We start from the raw sequence: 20,359 nt of genomic DNA, 5'->3' as shown, positions 1-20,359 counted from the left end.
TTCATCGCCTATGCGGTCGAGTGCGGCGCAGCGCCGCGATGACGGGAGCAGCTGATGGTGGAAGCGGAAGTCGTGCGGGCCGCGCTGGTGCAGACCAGCTGGACCGGGGACTCGGAGTCGACGATCGCCCGGCACGAGGCGTTCACCAGGGAGGCGGCCAGGCGGGGCGCGCGGGTGATCGGCTTCCAGGAGATGTTCAACGCGCCCTATTTCTGCCAGGTGCAGGAGTCCGAGCAGTTCCGCTGGGCCGAGCCGGTGCCCGAGGGCCCGACGGTGACGCGGATGCGGCGGCTGGCGAGGGAGACCGGGATGGTGCTCGTGGTGCCGGTCTTCGAGGTGGCGGACGCGGGGCACTACTACAACACCGCGGCGGTGATCGACGCGGACGGCGGCTACCTGGGCGCCTACCGGAAGCACCACATCCCCCAACTGCCCGGGTTCTGGGAGAAGTTCTACTTCCGCCCCGGGAACGCCGGCTGGCCGGTGTTCGACACGGCGGCGGGGCGGATCGGGGTGTACATCTGCTACGACCGGCACTTCCCCGAGGGCTGGCGGGAGTTGGGCCTGGCGGGGGCGCGCCTCGTGTACAACCCGTCGGCGACGTCGCGGGGGCTCTCGGCGCACCTGTGGCGCCTGGAGCAGCCGGCGGCCGCGGTGGCCAACGCGTTCTTCGTGGCGGCGATCAACCGCGTGGGCCGTGAGCCGCTGGGGGACAACGACTTCTACGGATCCAGCTATTTCGTGGATCCGCGCGGGCAGTTGGTGGGTGAGGCGGCCAGCGACAGCGAGGAGGAACTCGTGGTGCGGGACCTGGACTTCGGGCTGATCGACGAGGTACGCCGACAGTGGGCGTTCTACCGCGACCGGCGCCCCGACGCGTACGACGGGCTGGTGCGGCCGTGACCGCGCCGGGGAACGGGAACGGGCCCGAGGAGCTGCTGCGTCGGCACCGGGCCGTGCTGCCCGAGTGGGTGGGCCTGTACTACGAGCGGCCGATCGAGCTGACGCACGGCGAGGGGCGGCACGTGTGGGACGCCGAGGGGGTCCGTTACCTGGACTTCTTCGGCGGGATCCTCACCACGATGACGGAGCACGCGCTGCCCGCGGTGACCAAGGCGGTCGCCGAGCAGGCCGCGCGCCTGGTGCACTCGTCGACGCTCTACCTCAACCGGCCCATGGTCGAACTGGCCGAGCGCGTCGCGGCGTTGTCGGGCATCCCGGACGCGCGGGTCTTCTTCACGACGTCGGGCACCGAGGCGAACGACACGGCGCTCATGCTGGCGACGGCCCACCGGGGGTCCAACCAGGTGCTCGCGATGCGCAACAGCTACCACGGGCGTTCGTTCTCCTCGGTGGGGATCACGGGCAACTCCGCCTGGTCGCCCACGAGTCTGTCGCCGCTCCAGACCCTGTACGTGCACGGCGGGGTGCGCACGCGCGGGCCGTTCGCCGACCTCGACGACGCGGCGTACATCCGGGCGTGTGTGGCGGATCTGCGCGATGTGCTGGCGCAGACGCGCGGGAACGTGGCGGCGCTCATCGCCGAGCCGGTGCAGGGCGTGGGCGGGTTCACCTCGGGCCCCGACGGGCTGTTCGCCGCGTTCCGCCGCGTCCTGGACGAGCGGGGGATCCTGTGGATCAGCGACGAGGTGCAGACGGGGTGGGGGCGGACAGGGGAGCACTTCTGGGGCTGGCAGGCGCACGCGGGGAACGGGCCGCCCGACGTGCTGACGTTCGCCAAGGGCATCGGCAACGGCATGTCGATCGGTGGCGTGGTGGCGCGCGCCTCGGTGATGAACTGCCTCGACGCGCAGTCGATCTCGACGTTCGGCGGCAGCCCGGTGACGATGGCGGCCGGGCTCGCGAACCTGGAGCACCTGCTGGCCAACGACCTCCAGGGCAACGCACGGCGCGTGGGCGGGCTGCTGATCGAGCGCGTCAGGGCGGTGAGCGCGGGCCTCGACCTCGTGCGGGAGGTGCGCGGGCGCGGGCTGATGATCGGCGTGGATCTTGTGGCGCCCGGCACGGACGACAGCTGTCCGCGGGCCGCCTCGCTCGTGCTCGAGGCGGCGCGTGAGGCCGGGCTGCTGCTCGGCAAGGGCGGCGGGCCGGGCGGGAGCGTGCTGCGGATCGCGCCGCCGCTGAGCCTGACGGTGTCCGAGGCGCAGGAGGGCGCGGAGCTGCTCGGGCGGGCGCTGCGCGAGGCGAGGGCGCGGCTCGACGGCTGACGGCTGACCGTTGGCAGGTGCGCGTTGGCAGGTGCGGGTCAGGGGGCCGGGCGGGGCCCGGGGACGGGTCCCGCCCGGCGCAGGACGGCGGCCACGGCGGGGCCGCGCAGCAGCGTGTGCACGGCCTCGGGCTCGGCGCCCATGGCCGCGGCGACCTCGGCCAGCGGATAGCCCAGGAGGTGGCGCAGGGCGACGGCGTCGTAGGCGTCGGGGGCGAGCGCGGCCCACTCGTCGGGCTGACGGCGGGTGCGGCTGGTCAGCGCCCACCAGGCGTATGCGGCGGGGTTGGGGTGGGCCAGCACCCGGCGCCAGGACGTGAACAGCTCGTCGAAGACCGCCGCGACCGCGGCGTCCGCCTCGGCGGGCGGCAGGTGGAGGCGGGCGTAGCGGAGATAGCGGGGGCAGTGCAGCGTGAGGAACGCCTCGCAGTCCGGCGGGAGTCGGCGGGCGGCCTGCCCGGGGGCGGGGTCCATCGTCGTGATCTCCGGGGCATACGGGTTCGGGTGAGCGGGGCGGGGCGCGCGGGCGTGCGGGGTGGGGTGAAGGGGTGCGCGGGGGCGGTCAGCCGAAGGCGTCCGCGGGGAGCGCGCCGGGCGTGGGGCAGCACACGCCGGGGCGTGCCGCGCCCGGCGGGCGCTCGGTCCCCCACGGGGGAAGATACGCCTCGGGGCGGAAGCCGAGCGCCTGCACGAAGCGGTCGACGACCGTCCGGTGCGGCACCCGCTGCCCGTGCAGCAGCCCGGCGATGTCGGCGGTGCTGAGCTGGCCGTGGCTCGCGGTGCGGATGGACTCCAACGGGGGCCGCTGGGCGGCGAGATGGAGCCCGCGCAGCGCGGCGTGCAGGGCGTCGGGCGTCGCGGGGCGCGGGGCCTCGCCCCTGGCCGCGCGCCACAGCGGGAGCAGATCGGCGGGGTCGCCGTCGCAGACCTCGACGATGCGTCTGGTCAGCGGCCACGAGGGGCGGCGCTTCCCGGCGAGCACGCGGGAGACATAGGAGGGCGAGACCCCGGCGCGGCGGCCGACCTCGCTGAGCGAGCGCCCGCTGGAGCGTTGAAGCGTCGCGAGGGCGCGCGCGAGCGGGAACGCGCCGGGAGGGGGAGCGTTCACGACGGGCTGCTCGGGCTGCCCGGGCGCCGGGTCGGGGTGGCGGGCCAGGGCCTCGCGGCGGCGCATGCGGCGTTCGACGGCGGGCGGCGCCAGGCGGGTGCGCAGCTGGGCGGGGGTGAGGCCGATGGCCTGCGCGATCGCCACCGCCCGCACCCCGCGGGTCCTGGCGTGCTGAACGGCCGCCGCGCGCACGTCCCCCAGGGCGCGCTCCGCCTCGGTGACCAGCCGGAGCAGGGTGAGCGACGCGTCCTTCTGCGGCTCGGCGCCATGGGCGGCGACCACGAGGGCGTGGGCGCGCTGGGCCAGGTCCTCGGAGAGCTGGCGGAGATAGGCGGCGTAGCGCTCGGTGTCGGGCGATGGCGTGAGCCGCCCGGCCCGGTAGGCCGCGTCGCGGCACGGCTTGTCGCAGTACTGCCGGGGGCGCCCGTTGCCGTTGCGGAAGACGGGCCGACGGCATGTGGGGTTTTTGCAGCGAGTCATTCCGGATCCGCTCATTTCGTCGCGGGGGCCGGAGGGGTCACCGGGCGAGGCGACGTGCGGCGGCTCGATAAGCGACCGTTGACCGCGGTGGCACACAGGGGATGGGTTTCAACCATCCGGGGGCGCGGGATGCTACGGTCACGCGAGGTCGGTGCCACGCCGTCGCGCGGGCAGCGTCCATTCGATGGCATACGGCTCGGGGGCATGCCTCTCCTGTGCTCGTGTGGCGTTCGAAGGGGAGGGACCCGGCCAACTGGTTTGGCGACCGGCCGGGTTCCTTCGTTCAGCGGGACGCTACACGTCTACCCATCGTGTACGCCAGCATTACGAGATGTAATCAGGATGATGGCGCGTGACCGCGCTGAATCCTGGCATCGGCTGGCCAATCCCCTTCCGTTAATGATCAAAAGCAGTCGGCGCCTGGCCAACTTCGGTCGGAGCGAGCGCCGTTCGGTCTCGCCACCCCCACTCCTCCGCCTCTCCACCGCCCCCGTGGCACGCGCCACAAGGGTGTTCCTCTTCCCGGGGTTGACGGGTCGCGGGTGTGAGTGTTTACTCACACATAGAAGACTGTGAGTGGTCACTCACACATACCCCAGGGAGCCCCGCCATGACCGCCACCACCGCGCTGGAGATCGTGCTTCCCGGCGCCGTCGAGCCCTCCGAACTCCAGGTCGTCCGCAGGGAGTTGCCCGCGCCAGGGCCCGGCAGGGCCACGCTCGCCGTCGAGGCGTCCGGCGTCTCGTTCGCCGAGCAGCAGATGCGGCGCGGGAAGTACTACGACCAGCCCCCGTTCCCCTTCGTCCCCGGCTACGACCTGGTGGGCACGGTGACCGCGACAGGGCCGGGCGTGGACCCGGGGCTCGTGGGGCGGCGGTTCGCCGCGCTGACCAAGACGGGAGGCTGGGCGAGCCACGCGGTGCTCGACGCCGCCGACCTGGTGCCCGTGCCGGACGGCGTCGACCCGGCCGAGGCCGAAACGTTCGTGGTCAACGGGCTGACCGCCTGGCGGATGCTGCACCGGGTCGCCGGGGTGCGGGCCGGGCAGACGGTCCTGGTGCACGGCGCCAACGGGGGCGTCGGCTCCACCCTCACCCAGCTCGCCGTGCTCGCCGGGATCCGCGTCATCGGCACCGCCTCACCCCGGCACCACGAGGCGATCCGCGCGCTCGGCGCCGACCCCGTGGACTACCGCGACCCCGATCTGCCCGGGCGCGTCAGGGAGTTGGCGCCCGGCGGGGTGGACGCCGTCTTCGACCACGTGGGCGGCCCCGGCATCGTCGACTCCTTCGGGCTGCTCGCCCCCGGCGGAACGCTCGTCTCGTACGGCACCGCGGCCACGCGCGACGAGTCCGGGTCGTCGCGGCTGCCGGTGCTCAAGCTGTTCGCGCGGCTGATGGTGTGGAACGCCCTGCCCAACGGCCACCGCGCGACGTTCTTCAACATCTGGGCGGGCAGCCGCCGCAGGTCCGCCTTCAGGGCGCGGCTCGCCGCGGACCTCGGCGCGGTGCTCGCGCTGCTCGCCGAGGGCAGGCTGACCGCGCAGGTCGCCGCGCGGGTTCCGCTCGAACGGGCGGGCGAGGCCCTGGAGTTGGCCGAGTCGGGGACGGTCACGGGCAAGGTCGTGCTCGTGCCGCCCTCGGCGTCGGCCCGTTGAGACGCCCGGTCCCTCGTTCCGACGCGTCGATGAGCGACCTGGGTTTTTTCCGCCATGAAGAGTGAGTGTTCAGCCACTCATAGACTGGGGGGTGGCCGTGCCGTCCTCCTGGTGACCGCCACCGCCCAGTTCCTCGTGGTGGTCGGCACGGCCGTCGTCAACGTCGCCCTGCCCGCCGTCGCGACGGGCACAGGGTCGGCCACGCGCGCGGCTACCACTCGGCGAACGAGCCGTCCGCGTGGCGCCAGACGGGGTTGCGCCAGCCGTGGGGCGAACGGTCGGCCGCGCGGACGGCCTTCTCGTCGACCTCGACTCCCAGGCCCGGGCGGTCCGTTCGGACCGCGTAGCCGTCCTGGAAGCGGAACGGCTCGATGTCCACCACATGGGAGAGCAGATCGGCCTCCTTGTTGTAGTGGATGCCCAGACTCTGCTCCTGGATCAGGAAGTTGGGCGTGGCGAAGTCGACCTGGAGGCTGGCCGCGAGCGCCAACGGGCCCAGGGGGCAGTGCGGCGCGAGGGAGGCGCCGAACGTCTCGGCGAGCGAGGCGATCCGCCGCGCCTCCGAGATGCCGCCCGCGTGGGAGAGGTCGGGCTGGGCGACGGCGATCCCCGCCTGGAGCGCGGGCAGGAACTCCCCCCGGCTGAACAGGCGTTCGCCGGTGGCGATCGGCACGGGACCCGCGGCCGCGGTGAACCCCGCCAGCAGGTGGCCCTGGTCGGGCAGCAGCGGCTCCTCGACGAACAGCGGGTGCAGCGGCGCCAGTTCGTGCACCAGGCGCCGCGAGCCCGCCGCGCTGAACCGGCCGTGGCAGTCCACCGCCACATCCCGCTCGGGGCCGAGCACCTCGCGCGCCGCGGCCACCCGGCCCACCACGCCCGCGATGTCCGCCGCGCTCGGGTGCGGCGGGACGCGGCCCGCCGCGTTCATCTTGACGGCCGTGAAGCCCGCGGCCAGCTGCGCGGCCACCTCGTCGGCCAGCCGCGACGGATCGTCGCCGCCGACCCACGCGTAGACGCGGGCGCGGTCCCGCACCGGGCCGCCGAGCAGCGCGTACACGGGCGCCCCGTACGCCTTGCCCGCGATGTCCCACAGCGCCTGGTCGAGCCCAGCGACGGCGCTCGAGAGCACGGGGCCGCCGCGGTAGAAGCCCGCCTTGGTCATGATCTGCCAGTGGTCCTCGATGCGCAGCGGGTCCTGGCCGACCAGGTACTCGGCGAGCACGTCGACGGCCGCGCGCACGACGTCGGCCCTGCCCTCCACCACGGGCTCGCCCCAGCCGACGACGCCGTCGTCGGTCTCCACGCGGCAGAAGAGCCAGCGGGGCGGGACCATGAATGTCTCGATGCGGGTGATCTTCATATGTGCCGCTCCTTGTGGGCGTTGTCGAGATCGCGGACGGCCTGGTCGAGCAGGGTCCGCATGGCGGCCTCGGCGGCGTCGGGGTCCGCCGCGGCCACCGCGTCGAGGACGGCCCGATGGCTGGGCACCGGGTCGCCCGAGTGGGCGGAGCCGTGGACGAGTTGGTCGCGCTCGGCGAGCCCGGCCGACAGGACGATCTCCATGCGCCGGAGCAGCTCGTTGCGCGTCGCGGCGAGCAGCGCGCGGTGGAAGGCGAGGTCCGCCTCGACGGCGGGCCCCGGGTCGCCGTGCGGGGCCGCCTCCGCCATCGCGGCCAGGGACGTCTCCAGGGCGCGCAGGTCGGCGGCGTCGCGCCGCTCGGCGGCGAGCCGCGCCGCGGCGGGCTCGATGATGGACCGCACCTCGCCCAGGTCGCGCAGCAGCCCGGTGCCGGGCTCGGCGTCGACACCCGCGGCGAACTGCCAGCGCAGCACGTCGGGATCCAGCAGGTTCCAGTGGGAGCGGGCGCGGATGAACGTGCCGCGCTTCTGCCTGGCGTCCACCATGCCCTTGGCGGCGAGGACCTTGAGCGACTCACGCAGAACGGTGAGGCTCACGCCCAACTCGTCCCGCAGCGCCACGAGATCGAGGGTCGCGCCCTCGGGGACGGCACCGCTGACGACGCGCCGGGCCAGGGCCTCGACGGTCTGGCCGTGCACTCCGCGGCGCGCGTAGGAGCTCATGGCCCAAGCCTTCCCGTGGGAGACCCGGGCGTCAAGATTTATTGTGAATTAACGCGGGCCCTGGGCTCCGGTCATCCCCGGGGACGGGAGGGGTCCCGTGCCCAAGGGCGCAGAGTGCGGGATCATGCCCCCACGCATTCATGGAGGCAGCCCGCGTTGACTTTCTCCCCCGCCTAGAGGTGGGGGGTTCCAGCGGTCGCCCGCTGGGGTTCCTGTTTCATCGACGACCGCCGTGTCCGGGAGGACTCCCGTTGAGGTCTTACACCGTCTCCACAGGCTGCTGCCGCCAGCCCGGCGGCCAGGATGGTGTGTGCCGCGTTCACGTCACGGTCGTGCACCGCGCCGCACTCGCACGTCCACGTCCGGACGTTCAGCGGCATCCTCGCCGCGACCGTGCCGCAGGCCCCGCACAGCCTGGAGCTGGGGAACCAGCGGTCGATCACCACGAGTTCACGCCCGTACCAGGCGCACTTGTACTCCAGCGTGGAACGCAGTTCCGTCCAGGCCGCGTCCGAGACGGCGCGCGCGAGACGGCCGTTCCTCAGCAGGTTGCGGACGGCCTCGCGGTTGTTCGAGCCCTTCGCCTTACGGGACAACTCCCGCTGCGCGCGCGCCAGGCGCACACGGTCACGCCGCTCGTACCGGGGATTGGCGATCTTCTCCCCGGTGGACAGGGTCACCAGCGAGGTGACGCCCGCGTCGACACCGACCGCCGCACCCGTGGCGGGAGCCTCGGTAACGGTGTCCCCGCACAGCAGGGACACGAACCAGCGACCCGCCGCGTCACAGGACACAGTCACGGTGGACGGCTCCACTCCCCCGGGCAGCGGACGCGACCAGCGGATGTCCAGCGGCCCGCTCATCTTCGCCAGCGTCAGCTCCCCCTCACGCCATGCGAAGGCGCTCCGGGTGTACTCGGCCGACGCCCTCGACCTCTTCCGCGACTTGTAGCGCGGGTACCCGGCCAGCCTGGCGAAGAAGCTGGCGAACGCCGTCTGAAGGTGACGCAACGCCTGCTGGAGCGGGACGCAGGACACCTCACCCAGGAAGGCGAACTCCCCGGTCCTCTTCCACTCCGTCAGCGCGGCGGACGACTCCACGTAGGAGACACGACGCTGCTCGCCGTACCAGGCGCGCGTGCGTTCCTCCAACGCCTTGTTGTACACCAGGCGCACACAGCCGAACGTCGGCGACAGCTCCGCCGCCTGCCCGTCCGTGGGGTAGAAGCGGTACCTGAACGCCCGCTTGACCTGCCGCGCCACACCTCACAACCTATCAACTCCCCTGTGAGTAGCGGGTGTCGGCCGGTGAGCGGCGCACGCCGCTCCGCCCCGACGGCGAACCGGCTTTCCCCGCCCCGCTCCGCAGGAGCCTCGTTTCCTCCCCGGCCCGAAGACCGGGGTATCCACGAAGGAAAGTCCAGATGAACAGACCGCGCAGCAGCCTCGCCCATGGCGCCCCACCCGCCCGCCCGGGGACGCTCCACGCCCGCTCCCTCGCCGGAACGGTGACGGGCAGCCCCGAGGCGGGGCGGATCATCCGCTTCGGCCGCGGCGGCGGGCCCGACGCCGACCTGCGCGTGGGCGAGGACGATCCGCGCGTCAGCCGCCGCCACGGCGAGCTCGCCTACCGGCGCGGCCAGTGGTGGCTGCGGAACACCGGACAGCAGCTCCTGCGGCTGCCGCGCGGGCAGATGATGCACGTCAGCACCGAGCCGATCCCGCTGGCGGCCGGCTACACGCCGGTGTTCGTCAAGGGCTCGGGCTTCCGCGAGCACCTGGTGGAGCTGCATGTGACCGACCACGGCGCGGCCGGGTCAGGGTCGCGCCGAGGCATCGAGACGCTGCCGCCCAAGCGTTGGTCGCTCGCCGACGACCAACGGCTGATCCTGGTGGTGCTCGGCCAGGAGTACCTGCGGTACGAGCCGCACCCCCGCCCGTTGACCTACCGCCAGGCCGCGGCCCAACTCAGCTTTCTGTGCCCCGAGGAGAGCTGGGGCGAGAGCAAGATCGCACACCGCGTCGAGAAGGTCCGCACCGCGCTCGAGGCCAGCGGCGACTTCCCCTACGACCTGCGCGAACAGGACCCACGCGGCGCCTCGGACAACACCCTCAAGCACAACCTGCTGCGCGGCCTGGTCGAGTCCACCACCCTGGTCCCCCCTGATCTCGACCTGCTCGACAGGGGGTTGGACGAGTTCTGAGCCGGGTGCGCGACACCGGGTCGCGCTCCGGCAGCGTACAAACGCTGGTACCACGGGCGTTGCTTGAGAAGCCGACCGAGGAGCGGTACGGCCTGGAGATGTGCGCGCGGCCCACGCCCGCGGCGGAGGCCAAGCCGCCCGCGGGCCCGCGGAAGTGCCGCCCCCGGCGCACACGGGAGCAGCACGAGCGGAACGGCGCCCATCGGGCCGTCGCCACGCGGAACCGCCACGGGCGACGCGGCGGTCGTGTGCGGCGTCAGGCGCGGCCGGAGCGGCGGCCCGTCGCCGCCGTGGCGCGGCGCTTCCCCTGGCCGCGCGGGCGGGAGGCGCGGGGCCGTTGCCTCGACGGCTGCACCGCGGGGCTCGACGCGGCGGGGGCCGCCGCGACGGGGAGCGTGACCGGGACGCCCGATGGCGTGCGGGCGCCGGTGATGCGGACCAGCTCGGCGTCGTCGGGGCGCACGGCCGCCGTGTGCGCGCTGATGCCCGCGTCCTTGAGCTGCCGCGTCATCGCGCCGCGCTGGCCCGGCAGGACCAGCGTGACGACGCGGCCCGAGCTGCCCGCCCGCGCGGTGCGGCCGCCGCGGTGCAGATAGTCCTTGTGGTCGGCGGGGGGATCGACGTTGACGACCAGGTCGACGTCGTCGACGTGGATGCCGCGCGCGGCGACGTTCGTGGCGACCAGCACGGTGATGTCGCCCGACTTGAACGCCTCGAGCGTCCGGGTGCGCTGCGGCTGCGACTTGCCGCCGTGCAGGGCCGCGGCCCTGACGCCGCTCGCGAGGAGCCGCTTGGCCAGCCGGTTCGCGGCGTGCTTGGTGCCCAGGAACATGATCACGCGCCCCTTGCGGGCGGCCACCCGCAGGACGAGCGAGGGCTTGTCGTCCTCGGTCACATGGAGCACATGGTGCTCCAGGGTGCTGACGGCGCCGGCGGGGGGATCGACGGAGTGAAGCACGGGGTCGTTGAGGAACTGCCTGGTCAACCGCTCGACATCGCGGTCGAGCGTCGCCGAGAACAGCATCCGCTGGCCGTCCGCCGGGACATGCCGGAGCAGCCGCGTGACCTGGGGGAGAAAGCCCATGTCGGACATCTGGTCCGCCTCGTCGAGAACGGCGATGCGCACGTGGTCGAGGCGGCAGTCCCCGCGTTCCACCAGGTCGTTGAGGCGGCCCGGGGTGGCGACCACGATCTCGGCGCCGTCGCGCAGGGCCTGGCCCTGGCGGCTGATCGCGAGGCCGCCGACGACGGTGGCGACCCTCAGGCGCACGGCCCTGGCGTAGGGGCGCAGCGCCTCGGTGACCTGCTGGGCGAGCTCTCGGGTCGGCACGAGGACCAGGGCGAGCGGCGAACGGGACTCCGCGCGGCTGCCCGCGGTGTTCGCCAGCAGCGGAAGCCCGAAGGCGAGCGTCTTGCCCGAGCCGGTCCGGCCGCGGCCGAGTATGTCGCGCCCGGCGAGCGCGTTGGGGATCGCGGCCGCCTGGACGGGAAAGGGAACGGTGATCCCCTGATGCGTCAACTCGGCCGTCAACGCCGTCGGAAGGCCGATCGCGGCAAAGGTGTGCACCGCGGGGAGAACGGGGGTGGTGCTGGGGCGCAGGCGAATGTCGCCACCGCTTTCTGCGCGTGGTGCGCGCCGACGACGCGGCTCCGAGCGGGCCTGACGGGTCACGGGCGGTGCCTTCCTCTGAGCTGCGCCGGAGATCCCGACGTGGGTGGGCGCGGGCCCGGCCCCCCGCCCACCGGGGGGCGGGGGGCCGGGCCCTTCGGCCGCGTGGTTCAGGCGGAGACGATGTTCTCGGCCTGGGGGCCGCGCTGGCCCTGGGTGATGTCGAACGTCACCCGCTGGCCCTCCTGGAGCTCACGGAAGCCCTGGGCGGCGATGTTCGAGTAGTGGGCGAAGACATCGGGGCCGCCGCCATCCTGCTGGATGAAGCCGAAGCCCTTTTCCGAGTTGAACCACTTGACGGTGCCACTGGCCATGATTTTCTCCTTTGACGGGACAGAAACCGGAATCGGCGGTCGCCCATTCCGTCGTTACCGAAATGACCCCATCCGGAAATGGCCGGTGGAAATACAAATGCGCCTGTCGGTCACTACCGTCAGGCGCACACAAGAATCCATGGGTACCAAAACTGCAACGCGCTCCACGCTAGCACAGAGGGTCGAGGTCCGCGTCGCGGGTGGCGGTCGCGGCGGCCGGGCGGCCGCTCACGGGCCGTTGTCAGTGGGGCCCGTTAGGGTCACCGACCATGACAGGCGCGAGTGGAGTGCGACGGCTGCCCCGGGCGTACCGGGTGTGGCTGGGCGGGGCGCTGGGGTCCCTGCTGGGGGACGCGGTGCTCTACTTCGCGTTGGGGTGGGCCGCCGCCGCCCACGGGGGCGCGGCGGCGGGTCTTGTCCTGACGTCGATCACCCTGCCCCGCACGGCCCTGCTGCTGGTGGGCGGGGCGCTCGGGGACAGGCTCGGGGCGCGGCGGGTGATGATCGCGGGCGATGTGGCGATGATCGCGGTGGCGCTTTCGCTGTGCCTGATGGTGTGGCGGGTCGGGGCACCGCTGTGGCTGCTCGTCGCGACGGGCCTGCTGATAGGCGTCGTCGACGCGTTCTACCTGCCCGCGTCCGGGTCCATGCCGCGCCGCCTGGTGGGCACCGAGCTGCTGCCGAAGGCGCTCGCGCTGCGGCAGACCGGGGCGCAGCTGGTGACGATGGCGGGGGGCGCGCTCGGCGGGCTGCTCGTGGCGGCGGGCGGGCTCGGCGCGGCGGCCGCCTTCGACGCGGTGACCTTCGCGTTCATGCTGGGCGCGCTGATGGCGATACGGCCGACGCGGGCCGAGCCGCGCGCGCCGGGCTCGTCCGGGGTGCTGCGGGACGCGGGGGACGGCGTGCGGGTGGCGTGGCGCGACCCGGTGCTGCGGGCCGCGCTGGCGCTGACGGCGTGCGCGGCCGGCGCGCTGCTGCCCGTGGTCTCGCTCCTCGTGCCGTTGCTCGCGCGGGACCGGGGCTGGGAGGCGGGGACGGCGGGCCTGGTGGTGGGGGCGCAGAGCCTGGGGATCGTGTGCTCGGCGGGCTGGGTGGCGCGCCGGGGCGGGGCCAGGAGGCCCGGTCTTGCCGCGGCGCTCGGCCTGCTGGTCGCGGGCTGCGGCGCCGGGGCCCTGGCGCTCGCGGGCTCGTCCCCCGTCGCCGCCGGGGGCGCGGCGCTGCTGGTGGGGCTGGGGAACGGCCTGTTCGCGGCCCACCTCGCGCCCCTCGTCCTGGCGTCGGCGCCCGACACGCACCTGTCACGGCTCCAGGCGCTGATGGCCCTGGTGCAGAGCGGGGCGCTGCTGCTGATGAACAACGTCCTCGGCGGGCTCGCCCAAGGGGCGGGGCCGACCGCCGCGTTGGGGGCGAGCGCCGCGATACTGACCGTCGCCGCGCTGGCCGCGCTCGCCCACGCGCCCCTGCGCGGGCACCGGGGTCCCGAATCGGGGGACGGGCTCGTGCGGGATCCTGTGCTCCATGCGGCTGCGGCGCCGGAGCGGACCGCCGGGGGCGCGTGATCGGTGCGCGGAGCGACAGGCTTGTCGCGATCCTTGGGTGACTCCTAGGATGAATGCGCTTTCATGGGGCACCTGGGAGGACGGTTGAGGAGCACGCCGACGGTTTACGACGTGGCCGAGCACGCCGGGGTCTCGATCGCCACCGTCTCCCGCGTCTATCGCAGCCCCGCCACCGTGCGGGTCGAGACGCGCGAGAGAGTCCTCGCCGTCGCCAGGGAGCTGGGCTATGTGCCGAGCGGCAGCGCGCGGGGGCTCGCCAGCCGGACGACGGGGGTGCTCGGGCTCTGCTTCCCCGACTTCCACGACACGGAGGCGGAGGGCGCGCCGGACGCCGACGACGCGGAGCTGATGCTCTACGTGGACGAGGTGATACGGGGCATGGAACGCGCCGCCAGGCGGCACGGCTATGCCCTGCTGATCGCCGCGTCGGTGGCGGGCGGTCCAGGGCAGTCGGTCTCGGACATGGCCGGGCGGGTGGACGGCCTCGCGGTGCTCGCCCAGACGGTGCCCGAGGACGAGCTGGACGTGGTGGCGCGGCGGCTGCCCGTCGTCATGCTGGCCAACCCCCCCGACCGGGCCAGGGACCATGTCGAAGTCGCCAATTTCGACGGGCAGTTGGCGCTCACCCGGCATCTGATCAAGGACCATGGGCTGCGCCGCCTCGCGTTCGTGGGCGGCCCCGAGGACTCGCCCGACGGCGAGGCGCGGTTCCGCGGGTACCAGGCGGCGCACCTGGCCGCGGGCCTGCCGCTGCCCGACCGGCCCGACGCCCGGTCCGATCTGACGCAGGCGGGCGGGCGGTTGGCGGCCCAGGCCCTGCTCGACCGGCTGAGCCCGCGGCCCCAGGCGTTGGTGTTCGCCAACGACCAGATGGCCGTGGGCGGCCTGCACGCGCTCGGTGAACGGGGGCTGCGCGCGCCGGACGACATCGCGGTGACCGGCTTCGACGGCATCCCGCTGGGGCGGCTCGTCACCCCGACGCTCACGACCGTGCGGCAGCCGATGGGGCAGCTCGGCGAGCAGGCGGTCGCCCTGCTGCTGGCCCGCCTGGCCGACCACGACCGCCCGCCCGAGGCGCGCGTGCTGGCGACCACGTTGACGCGTCGGGCGAGTTGTGGGTGTGCGGATCGGTGAGTTCCTCGCTGCGCTGGCTTCCGCGCTGTGCGGTTCGGGGGCGGCGGCTACGGGCTGGACGTCCTCCCGTTCGCCGTCTGCCGGGTCTCTGCTTTCGTGGTGGGTGCGGGTCAGGGCTTGCACCTACGGGGGAGGGGGCGTCGGGTGTGCGGCCGTCTCGGTAAACGGTCTCCGTTTGGTTGGCCGGGACCGTACGCCGAACGGGCGCGGCCGCCTCCCTCGTTGACGGCCGCCTGGCCGGTGGTCGGTTGCGGTGGCGCGCACCCTTCGGGCCTGCCCTGGCCGCCCGAAGCGTTTTCAATCCTGGCGCACGATGAGCTTATGTAGCGCGCCGGTGTTTATCTGCGGCTTATGCCGGGGCGGGTGGTCTTTTGAAACGGCGCACACTTTGTGTTGAACAGAACGTGCCGCGTTTCAGAAGAGACCCCGACCCCGGGTAAGCGGCGGATAAGGACCGGCCCGCTACCTGAGCTCAACGTGCGCGCGGTGAACGACGAGAGCGGCGGCCAGGGCAGGCCCGAAGGGTGCGCGCCACCTCAGCCGCCCACGCAGAGGTCGGCCACTTTCAAAGCCGTATCCGCCTGCGCCCGTTTGGCGAACGGTCCCGGCCGACGACGAGACCGACCGGTTACCGGGACGGCCGGTCACCCGACGCCCCCTCCCCCGTAGGTGCCAAGCTCTGACCCGCACCCACCCCGAAAGCAGCGGTCGGCGGACGGCGAACGGGAGGACGTCCAGCCATGAGCCGCCGCCCGGTCAACGCGGCGCGGCCGCACACCCCGTTACCGAAACGCAACCTTTCGAGGACTTGAGGGCCAGCCATACCTGGCGCAGGGTGATGTATGCGCTTACAGAGGCGCGTCTTGATGCTGGAGGAGTGACCGATGAAGCTCACCGTCAGGCAATCCGGTGCTCTCGCTGTCGTGTTGGCGGGGTCCATGGCGCTGTCCGCGTGCGGGGACGGGGCCGAGGAGCAGGTCGGGGCCGAGGAGGAACAGACCCTGACCGTCTGGGCGATGGGCGAGGAGGCGCAGCGACTCGGCGCGATCACCGACACCTACGCGGCCGAGCAGGGCAACGTCACCGTCGAGGTGACGCCCGTCAGCTGGGAGAACGTGCACCAGAAGATGGTCGCCGCCTCGGCCGCGGGCGAGCTGCCCGATGTGATGCAGATGGGCACCACGATGATGGGCGAGTTCGTGGAGCTCGGCGTGCTCGACCCGGTGGACACCGAGCGGTTCGCGGCCGACGACTTCTTCCCCGCCGCCTGGGAGAGCGCCGAGGTGGACGGCGAGGCGTACGGCGTTCCCTGGTATGTCGACACGCGGGTGCTCTACTACCGCACCGACCTCGCCGAGCAGGCCGGGATCACCGAGCCGCCCGCCGACTGGGCGGCGATGCGCGAGCTGGCCGCGGCCTACCGGGAGGAGGGCGTGCGGTGGGGCGCCTCGGTGCAGCCGGGCGGCACGGGCGCGTGGCAGACGCTGCTGCCGATGTACTACTCGGCGGGCGGTCAACTCCTCGACGACGAGGGGAATCCGACGCTCGGCTCCCCCGAAATGGTCGAGACGCTCACGGAGTTCGCCCGGTACTTCGAGGAGGGCCTGGCCAACGACAGCGTGCAGCCCGGCTATGACGTGATCCCCGACTTCGGCAACGGCGACGTGGGGATGTTCGTCTCGGGCCCCTGGATGGTGCGCAACATCGCCGACGGCTTCCCCGACCTGGACGGCTGGGCGGTGGCCCCCGTGCCCGCGGACGAGTCGTCGACGTCGTTCATCGGCGGGGCCAACCTGGTGATCTCGTCGGACAGTCCGCGCAAGGAGGCCGCCGCGGCGCTCATCGAGCACCTGACGTCGCCCGAGCAGCAGCGGCTCTGGTACGAGGAGTCAAGCAGCCTGCCCGCCAACCAAGCCGCGTGGGACGGCGGCGAGTTGGCGGACAGCGACGAACTGCGGGTGATGCGCGGGGCGTTGGAGACCTCGCAGGCCGTGCCCGCGCTGCCCGCTTGGGAGGAGCTCGCCGAGGAGATATCGGGCGCGATGGAGAGCGTGAGCAACGGGAACGCCACCCCGGAGGAGGCGGCGTCCGAACTCCAGTCCGCCGCCGAGGACATCGTGGGCTGAGGGCGCGGACGGATGACGAGCGCCCCCACCACGACCATGACGACGACCGAGTCCCATGCCCCAGGCGGCCTGGCCACGCCCCCGCCCGGCCACCGCCCCGGCGCCGCGCGCGGGCGGCTGACCAGGAAGCACCTCGCGGGTTGGCTGTTCTCCTCGCCGTATCTGATCCTGTTCGCCACCTTCATGGCGATGCCGATCGTGGCCACGCTGCTGATGAGCTTCACCGACTTCGGGCTGCGGGACATCACCGACCCGATGGGCGCGGAGTTCATCGGCCTGGAGAACTACCGGGAGTTGGCCCGGGACGACGAGTTCCGCACGGCCCTGGGCAACACCCTGTACTTCGTCGGCGTGGGGGTCCCGCTGACCGTGCTTGCCGGGCTCGTGGTGGCGGTGCTGCTCAACCGCGGCGTGGGCAGGCTGCGCACCTTCTTCCGGGTGGGCTTCTACGCGCCCGTGGTGACGACGATCGTCGCCGTCGCGGTGGTGTGGCGCTTCGTCCTCGACCCCTATGACGGGCTGATCTCCGGGGTGCTGTCCGAAGTCGGCGTCACCTCACCGGACTTCCTCGGCTCGCAGGCGCTGGCGATGCCGTCGCTGATCGCCATGGCGATCTGGCGGAACCTCGGCATGGGGATGGTGATCTTCCTGGCCGGGCTCCAGTCGATCCCCACCGAGGTGCGCGAGGCGGCGCGGATGGACGGCGCGGGCCCGTTCCAGGAGTTCCGCCGGATCACCGTGCCGCTGCTGCGGCCGACCCTGCTCTATGTCACGGTCATCACGACCATCGGCTATCTCAACGTCTTCGAGGAGCCGTTCGTGATGACCGACGGGGGGCCCGCCGACAGCACGCTGACCGTGTCGCTGCTGATGTACAAGGAGGGCTTCGACTTCTTCCACATGGGCTACGCGAGCGCCATGGCGTATGTCCTGCTGACGATCATCATGGCCGTCACCCTGCTCCAGCTCCGCCTCCTGAGGGACAAGACACGATGAGCCGCCGCGCCGAGACCGTTCGCCGGAGCGCCACCCACGGGCTGCTCTCGCTCGGGTTGCTGCTGATGACGGCGCCCTTCCTGTGGATGGCGCTGTCCGCGTTCAAGACGACCGAGGACCTGGCCGCGCGGCCGCCCGTGTGGCTGCCGATGACGTGGACGCTCGAGCACTTCCGCGACCTGTTCACGGTGCTCGACCTGCCGCAGTACTTCTTGAACTCGGTGGTGGTCGCGACGTTTGTGACCGCGGGGAACCTGCTGTTCTGCTCGATGTTCGGCTACGCGCTGGCCAAGCTCCGATTCTTCGGGCGCAGGCCGCTGTTCGGGCTGGTGCTGGCCGGGCTGATGGTGCCCGCGAACCTGCTGCTCCTGCCGCAGTTCGTGCTGATCAGCCGGATGGAGATGCTCAACTCCTACGCGGGGCTGATCCTTCCGTTCCTCGCGGGGGCGTTCGGGGTGTTCCTGATGCGGCAGTTCATGCTGTCGATCCCCGACGAGCTGCTCGAGGCGGCGCGGATCGACGGCGCGAGCGAGTGGTTCATCTTCTGGCGGATCGTGATGCCGCTCCTCAAGCCCGCGTTGGCGACGTTGGCGATCTTCACGTTCCTCGGCTCGTGGAACAACTTCCTGTGGCCGCTGGTCATCACCAACGACCCCGACAAGTACACGCTCCCCGTGGCCATCGCGACGTTCGCCATCGACCCGACCTCGTCGTCGGGCTCCAACGGCATGCTGATGGCCGGGGCGTTGCTCGTGGTGCTCCCGGTGCTCGGCGTGTTCATCGCGCTCCAGCGGTACTTCACCCAGGGCATCGCCACCGCGGGGCTCAAGTAGCGCGCCGACCCCGCCTGTCCCCCGTCCCCCCGCCGTCCCACGCGCCTCATGTATGCGCATTCACCGAGAGGTTGAGCCCATGACCGTTGACCCCAGGACCACGGAATCCCACGCCGCACGCCTCGACTGGGAGCGGCGCATCGGGCGGCCCAGCGACACCCCGCTGGCCGGAACGGCCTCGCTGCCCGCGCCGGTCGGGGTGGTCGCGCGCGGCGGCGTGGGGCATGTGCTGCTGAGCTGGGACCCGGTGCCCGAGGCGCTGGGCTACCTGGTGCTGCGCTCCGACTCGCGCGAGGGCCCGTTCGAGCCGCTCGACCACCTGGGCGGCGATGTCCTCGCGGTGCCGTATCCGCCGTACGCCGACACCATGACCGAGCCGGGCCGCACCTACTGGTACCGGGTCACCACATGGACCGACGGGGGCGCGGGCGAGCCGTCGGCCGAGCCCGTGAGCGGGCGGGCCGGGGAGCCGGTTGGCGGGCCGCCGAGGCTGCGGGTGGCGGTGGACGCGGCGGCCGATCCCGCCCAACTCCCCGATGTCTGGCGGCGGATGATCGGCGCCGAGCACTTCTCGCTGCTGAGGTGGGACGGCGAGGGCCCCGGGGGCGCGGATGTCGCCGCCGAGTACGCCGAGGCGCTGCGCATCGTGCGCGAGGAGATCGGGGTGCGCACGGTGCGGGCGCATGGCACGTTCCTGCCGGAGAACGTGCGGGTGCGCGAGGACGGCTCGTTCGACTTCGGCGGCCTCGACGTGACGTATGACCGGCTGCTCGCGCTGGGGCTCAGGCCGGTGGTGGAGCTGTCGTTCATGCCGCGTGAGCTGGCCGCGGAGCCTGGCTCGACGGTGTTCCAATATGGGGCGATCAACTCGGTGCCCGCGGACTGGGAGCGCTGGGGCGAGCTGTGCCGGGCGGTGACCGTCCACCTGCGCGAGCGGTATGGCGCGGAGGAGGTGGCGGAGTGGGAGTTCGAGGTGTGGAACGAGGCCAACCTCGAGGTCTTCTGGACCGGGACGCAGGCCGACTACCACCGGCTCTACGAGGTGGCGGCGCGGGCGGTCAAGGGCGTGGACGAGCGGATCAGGGTGGGCGGCCCCGCGTCGGCGGCCGCGGGCTGGGTGGGTCCGCTGCTCGAGCACTGCCGGGCGTTCGACGTGCCGATCGACTTCGTCTCGACCCACACCTATGGCAACGCGCCGCTCGACTTCAGGCCGCAGACGCGGTCGTTCGCCGAGGCCACGGGGCGGGCCGAGCCGGAGATCCTGTGGACCGAGTGGGGGGTGACGCCGACCCACTTCCACCGGGTCAACGACTCGGCGTTCGCGGCGCCCTTTGTGCTGCGCGGTATGAAGGCGGCCCTTTCATCGACGGACGCGCTGGCCTACTGGGTGGCCTCCGACCACTTCGAGGAGCTGGGCTGGCCGCCCCGGCTGTTCCACGGCGGCTTCGGGCTGCTGACCGTGGGGAATCTGCGCAAGCCGCGCTTCTGGGCGCTCGCGCTGCTCACCCGGCTCGCCGGGGTGGGCGGGCGCATCCCGGCCCTGGTCGGCGGGGACGGCGCCGACGCCCTGGTGGAGGCGTTGGCCACCCGGTCCCCCGATGGCGCGACGGTCGAGGCGCTGGTGTGGAACGGCACGCTCGACCAGTCCAAGATCGAGGGCGCCAGGGCGCTCGACCGGATCGCCGACGTGGTGGTCTCGGGCCTGGCCCCCGGCGCGCGGTACGCCGTCACCTCCCGGCGCGTGGACCGGGGGCACGGCGACATCCACGCGGTGTGGCGGGACCTGGACGGCGGTGAGTGGCCGGACGGTGAGCAGTGGGAAAAGCTGCGCGCCGCCGACGAGTTGACGTCCGAGCGGCTGCCCGCCGTGGTGGCGGAGTCGGACGGCTCCGTCATCGTGCCGGTCGACCTGCCGATGCCGGGGATCCGTTCGCTCACGTTCACGCGCCTGTCCTGAGGCGCCCGTTCGCA

Annotated in this window: 17 protein-coding genes; 10 read left to right on the top strand and 7 right to left on the bottom strand. The window is 72.8% G+C overall.

Annotation, left to right across the window (positions count from 1 at the left end):
• Positions 1-54: 54 nt before the first annotated feature.
• Together D7318_RS28290 and D7318_RS28285 are read left to right on the top strand one after the other, a co-directional pair.
• Positions 55-903: a nitrilase-related carbon-nitrogen hydrolase gene (locus tag D7318_RS28290; RefSeq protein WP_120700080.1), complete on the top strand. Its 849-nt coding sequence runs from the start codon at positions 55-57 to the stop codon at positions 901-903.
• The gene (locus D7318_RS28285) at positions 900-2,228 is read left to right on the top strand and encodes an aspartate aminotransferase family protein (protein ID WP_120700079.1); all 1,329 of its coding nucleotides are present in this window, start codon (positions 900-902) and stop codon (positions 2,226-2,228) included. Before D7318_RS28290 ends, D7318_RS28285 begins: the two co-directional genes overlap by 4 nt.
• Before the next feature lie 38 nt (positions 2,229-2,266).
• On the opposite strand, the gene D7318_RS28280 is transcribed toward D7318_RS28285, so the two are convergent.
• Together D7318_RS28280 and D7318_RS28275 are read right to left on the bottom strand one after the other, a co-directional pair.
• Positions 2,267-2,701 carry a hypothetical protein gene (locus tag D7318_RS28280; RefSeq protein WP_120700078.1) on the bottom strand — a complete coding sequence of 145 codons (435 nt, stop codon included), beginning with the start codon at positions 2,699-2,701 and terminating at the stop codon, positions 2,267-2,269.
• 88 nt (positions 2,702-2,789) lie between these two features.
• Complete coding sequence (locus tag D7318_RS28275) at positions 2,790-3,815, bottom strand: helix-turn-helix domain-containing protein (protein WP_183091519.1); 1,026 nt, start codon at positions 3,813-3,815, stop codon at positions 2,790-2,792.
• A gap of 610 nt (positions 3,816-4,425) precedes the next feature.
• On the opposite strand from D7318_RS28275, the gene D7318_RS28270 reads away from it, so the two are divergent.
• Positions 4,426-5,472: a medium chain dehydrogenase/reductase family protein gene (locus D7318_RS28270; protein ID WP_120700076.1), complete on the top strand. Its 1,047-nt coding sequence runs from the start codon at positions 4,426-4,428 to the stop codon at positions 5,470-5,472.
• Positions 5,473-5,683: 211 nt separating this feature from the next.
• On the opposite strand, the gene dgoD is transcribed toward D7318_RS28270, so the two are convergent.
• The 3 genes from dgoD to D7318_RS28255 all read right to left on the bottom strand — a co-directional run bounded on the left by dgoD (position 5,684) and on the right by D7318_RS28255 (position 8,816).
• A complete protein-coding gene (dgoD, locus tag D7318_RS28265; protein ID WP_120700075.1) occupies positions 5,684-6,832 on the bottom strand; it encodes a galactonate dehydratase in 1,149 nt (382 codons plus the stop codon).
• On the bottom strand, positions 6,829-7,554 hold the full coding sequence (locus D7318_RS28260) for a FadR/GntR family transcriptional regulator (protein ID WP_120700074.1): 726 nt from the start codon (positions 7,552-7,554) through the stop codon (positions 6,829-6,831). Before D7318_RS28260 ends, dgoD begins: the two co-directional genes overlap by 4 nt.
• A gap of 173 nt (positions 7,555-7,727) precedes the next feature.
• Entirely contained in the window at positions 7,728-8,816 is a 1,089-nt protein-coding gene (locus D7318_RS28255; protein WP_120700073.1) for an RNA-guided endonuclease InsQ/TnpB family protein, read from the bottom strand.
• Between the two features lie 161 nt (positions 8,817-8,977).
• Between D7318_RS28255 and D7318_RS28250 the strand changes: the two genes are divergently transcribed.
• On the top strand, positions 8,978-9,757 hold the full coding sequence (locus D7318_RS28250) for an FHA domain-containing protein (RefSeq protein WP_120700072.1): 780 nt from the start codon (positions 8,978-8,980) through the stop codon (positions 9,755-9,757).
• Between the two features lie 256 nt (positions 9,758-10,013).
• Here the strand turns inward: D7318_RS28250 and D7318_RS28245 are convergent, their stop codons facing one another.
• Positions 10,014-11,462 (bottom strand): DEAD/DEAH box helicase, encoded by a 1,449-nt coding sequence (locus D7318_RS28245; protein WP_408055546.1) that lies wholly within the window; start codon positions 11,460-11,462, stop codon positions 10,014-10,016.
• Between the two features lie 74 nt (positions 11,463-11,536).
• Positions 11,537-11,740 (bottom strand): cold-shock protein, encoded by a 204-nt coding sequence (locus D7318_RS28240; protein WP_120700070.1) that lies wholly within the window; start codon positions 11,738-11,740, stop codon positions 11,537-11,539.
• Positions 11,741-12,009: 269 nt separating this feature from the next.
• On the opposite strand from D7318_RS28240, the gene D7318_RS28235 reads away from it, so the two are divergent.
• From D7318_RS28235 to D7318_RS28210, 6 genes are all read left to right on the top strand, one after another.
• Positions 12,010-13,299: an MFS transporter gene (locus D7318_RS28235; protein ID WP_120700069.1), complete on the top strand. Its 1,290-nt coding sequence runs from the start codon at positions 12,010-12,012 to the stop codon at positions 13,297-13,299.
• A gap of 63 nt (positions 13,300-13,362) precedes the next feature.
• Positions 13,363-14,433 (top strand): LacI family DNA-binding transcriptional regulator, encoded by a 1,071-nt coding sequence (locus tag D7318_RS28230; RefSeq protein ID WP_120700068.1) that lies wholly within the window; start codon positions 13,363-13,365, stop codon positions 14,431-14,433.
• An 884-nt stretch (positions 14,434-15,317) separates the two neighbouring features.
• On the top strand, positions 15,318-16,559 hold the full coding sequence (locus tag D7318_RS28225) for a sugar ABC transporter substrate-binding protein (protein ID WP_120700067.1): 1,242 nt from the start codon (positions 15,318-15,320) through the stop codon (positions 16,557-16,559).
• A 36-nt stretch (positions 16,560-16,595) separates the two neighbouring features.
• Positions 16,596-17,555 (top strand): carbohydrate ABC transporter permease, encoded by a 960-nt coding sequence (locus D7318_RS28220; RefSeq protein ID WP_120700097.1) that lies wholly within the window; start codon positions 16,596-16,598, stop codon positions 17,553-17,555.
• Entirely contained in the window at positions 17,552-18,388 is an 837-nt protein-coding gene (locus tag D7318_RS28215; RefSeq protein WP_120700066.1) for a carbohydrate ABC transporter permease, read from the top strand. Before D7318_RS28220 ends, D7318_RS28215 begins: the two co-directional genes overlap by 4 nt.
• A 79-nt stretch (positions 18,389-18,467) precedes the next feature.
• Positions 18,468-20,345 carry a GH39 family glycosyl hydrolase gene (locus D7318_RS28210; RefSeq protein WP_230424159.1) on the top strand — a complete coding sequence of 626 codons (1,878 nt, stop codon included), beginning with the start codon at positions 18,468-18,470 and terminating at the stop codon, positions 20,343-20,345.
• Positions 20,346-20,359 lie beyond the last annotated feature (14 nt).

Origin of the sequence: Streptomyces radicis, from assembly GCF_003626575.1 — a bacterium.
Classification (GTDB): domain Bacteria; phylum Actinomycetota; class Actinomycetes; order Streptomycetales; family Streptomycetaceae; genus Streptomyces; species Streptomyces radicis.
This window is presented reverse-complemented; position numbering and strand designations above follow the sequence as displayed.

What these genes read in the sequence shown, in the direction of transcription:
- D7318_RS28290 (WP_120700080.1), top strand. Translation starts at nt 55, where the DNA reads ATGGTGGAAGCGGAAGTCGTGCGGGCCGCGCTGGTGCAGACCAGCTGG.
- D7318_RS28280 (WP_120700078.1), bottom strand. Translation starts at nt 2,701, where the DNA reads ATGGACCCCGCCCCCGGGCAGGCCGCCCGCCGACTCCCGCCGGACTGC.
- D7318_RS28275 (WP_183091519.1), bottom strand. Translation starts at nt 3,815, where the DNA reads ATGACTCGCTGCAAAAACCCCACATGCCGTCGGCCCGTCTTCCGCAAC.
- D7318_RS28270 (WP_120700076.1), top strand. Translation starts at nt 4,426, where the DNA reads ATGACCGCCACCACCGCGCTGGAGATCGTGCTTCCCGGCGCCGTCGAG.
- dgoD (WP_120700075.1), bottom strand. Translation starts at nt 6,832, where the DNA reads ATGAAGATCACCCGCATCGAGACATTCATGGTCCCGCCCCGCTGGCTC.
- D7318_RS28260 (WP_120700074.1), bottom strand. Translation starts at nt 7,554, where the DNA reads ATGAGCTCCTACGCGCGCCGCGGAGTGCACGGCCAGACCGTCGAGGCC.
- D7318_RS28250 (WP_120700072.1), top strand. Translation starts at nt 8,978, where the DNA reads ATGAACAGACCGCGCAGCAGCCTCGCCCATGGCGCCCCACCCGCCCGC.
- D7318_RS28240 (WP_120700070.1), bottom strand. Translation starts at nt 11,740, where the DNA reads ATGGCCAGTGGCACCGTCAAGTGGTTCAACTCGGAAAAGGGCTTCGGC.
- D7318_RS28235 (WP_120700069.1), top strand. Translation starts at nt 12,010, where the DNA reads ATGACAGGCGCGAGTGGAGTGCGACGGCTGCCCCGGGCGTACCGGGTG.
- D7318_RS28230 (WP_120700068.1), top strand. Translation starts at nt 13,363, where the DNA reads ATGGGGCACCTGGGAGGACGGTTGAGGAGCACGCCGACGGTTTACGAC.
- D7318_RS28225 (WP_120700067.1), top strand. Translation starts at nt 15,318, where the DNA reads ATGAAGCTCACCGTCAGGCAATCCGGTGCTCTCGCTGTCGTGTTGGCG.
- D7318_RS28220 (WP_120700097.1), top strand. Translation starts at nt 16,596, where the DNA reads ATGACGACGACCGAGTCCCATGCCCCAGGCGGCCTGGCCACGCCCCCG.
- D7318_RS28215 (WP_120700066.1), top strand. Translation starts at nt 17,552, where the DNA reads ATGAGCCGCCGCGCCGAGACCGTTCGCCGGAGCGCCACCCACGGGCTG.
- D7318_RS28210 (WP_230424159.1), top strand. Translation starts at nt 18,468, where the DNA reads ATGACCGTTGACCCCAGGACCACGGAATCCCACGCCGCACGCCTCGAC.